The sequence below is a fragment of the Escherichia sp. GZ89 genome, from assembly GCF_019366485.1.
GTDB classification, from domain to species: Bacteria; Pseudomonadota; Gammaproteobacteria; order Enterobacterales; family Enterobacteriaceae; genus Escherichia; species Escherichia fergusonii.
Map to the genome: position 1 here is coordinate 1 of NZ_JAEOHX010000037.1, position 1,975 is coordinate 1,975.

Annotated in this window: 2 protein-coding genes; both read left to right on the top strand. The window is 52.4% G+C overall.

The features are described from left to right. Nucleotides 1-207 precede the first annotated feature (207 nt). Nucleotides 208-702, top strand: coding sequence for a DUF1441 family protein (locus tag K0335_RS22015; protein ID WP_000373425.1), 495 nt, complete (start codon nt 208-210; stop codon nt 700-702). Continuing rightward, nucleotides 702-1,975 (top strand): terminase gpA endonuclease subunit (locus K0335_RS22020; protein ID WP_219394147.1); only part of this gene is annotated, 1,274 nt, incomplete at its 3' end. The genes K0335_RS22015 and K0335_RS22020, both read left to right, overlap by 1 nt.

The window sequence follows — 1,975 nt, forward strand, 5'->3', positions numbered from 1 at the left end:
CCGGTGGGGTGGCCTGCCACGGGGCGGGAGCGTCGCGGAAAAAGGCTAGTTTTTGAAATTTCATTCGTCATCACCACAACTGTAATGAATTGATATTACAGATATTTTATTTTTCTGGTGTCGATTTTGATTGTTTTTTGTTCATCGCTAACACCATTTATCTAAAGTTGTTCGCAAGATGCATGTTTAAAACATTCTGGAGCGGGTATGGATCGAGAGTTAAAAAATCTGACGTTGAATATCAGTCAACTGGCAGCACTGTCAGGTGTACATCGCCAGACTGCTGCGGCAAGGCTGCAAAATCTACCCGTTGCAGGGGGGCATGAAAGCAACCTCAAGCTTTATCGGGTGGTTGATATTGTGTCGGCATTTCTGGCATTACCACCGCCGGTTGCAGAAGGCGAAATGGACGCGCATGAGCGCAAAGCCTGGTATCAGTCTGAACGTGAGCGTCTTAAGTTCGAACAGGAAACGGCGCAACTCATTCCGGCCAGTGATGTCAGACGGGAGTTTGCCATCTGGGCAAAAGCGGTCGTGCAGGTGCTGGAGACATTACCGGATATTCTGGAACGTGACTGCGGCCTGCAGCCTGCCGCTGTGAGCCGTGTTCAGTCCATTATTGATGATCTGCGCGATCAGATAGCCCTGCGGGTGACCGAAGCAGGTGCGGATGATGAGGAGGAATTACAGCAGGAGGAGTAATGCTGAATCAGGAAACCGCAAAGGCAGCACGAACCGATTCAGGTTATATCCTTCGCGCACCGAGACGAATGCGGGTTGCTGATGCCGTTGCTCAGTATATGCGGGTGCCCATGGGGGCCGGGAACTCAGTCCCGTGGGATCCGCTGGTGGCACCGTATGTTCTTGAGCCGATGAACTGCCTGGCCTCGCGTGAATACGACGCAGTGATATTTGTTGGTCCGGCACGAACCGGCAAGACTATCGGCCTGATTGACGGCTGGGTGATTTACAACGTGATTTGCGATCCTGCGGATATGCTGATCATTCAGATGACGGAGGAAAAAGCCCGCGAACACTCCAAAAAACGACTTGCCAGAACGTTTCGCGTCAGCCCGGAAGTGGTCAGTCGCCTGAGTCCGAACAAAAATGACAACAACGTTTATGACAGAACATTCCTTGCTGGCAACTACCTGAAAATCGGCTGGCCGTCAGTCAATATCATGTCCTCATCAGATTATAAATGCGTCGCGCTGACGGATTATGACCGTTTTCCGGAAGATATTGATGGCGAGGGGGATGCCTTCTCTCTTGCCTCAAAACGTACCACCACATTTATGTCCAGCGGTATGACGCTGGTGGAGAGTTCCCCCGGCAGGGATGTGAAGGATGTGAAATGGCGACGGACTTCACCGCATGAGGCTCCACCAACCACGGGGATACTGTCGCTCTATAACCGTGGCGATCGCCGTCGCTGGTACTGGCCCTGTCCACACTGTGGTGAGTATTTTCAGCCCTGCGGCGATGTGGTTGCTGGTTTCCGTGATATTGCCGATCCCGTGCTGGCAAGTGAGGCGGCTTATATTCAGTGTCCTTCCTGTTCAGGACGGATTATGCCTGAACAAAAACGTGAGCTGAACGGACGTGGGGTCTGGTTGCGGGATGGTGAATCCATCAATGCGGATGGCAGTCGTTATGGTGATCCCCGACGCTCACGTATTGCGTCATTCTGGATGGAGGGTCCGGCAGCTGCTTACCAGACACTCTCGCAACTCGTTTACAAACTGCTTACTGCAGAACAGGAATACGAGACAACCGGAAGTGAAGAAACACTCAAGACGGTTATCAATACCGACTGGGGATTACCTTATCTTCCCCGTGCCAGCATGGAGCAACGAAAAAGTGAACTGCTTGAGCAGCGGGCAGAGCCAATTCCTTCCCGCAGTGTGCCGGATGGCGTTAATTTCCTTGTGGCGACAGTGGATGTGCAGGCGGGACGTCATCGCCGTTTTGTGGT

What these genes read in the sequence shown, in the direction of transcription:
- K0335_RS22015 (WP_000373425.1), top strand. Translation starts at nt 208, where the DNA reads ATGGATCGAGAGTTAAAAAATCTGACGTTGAATATCAGTCAACTGGCA.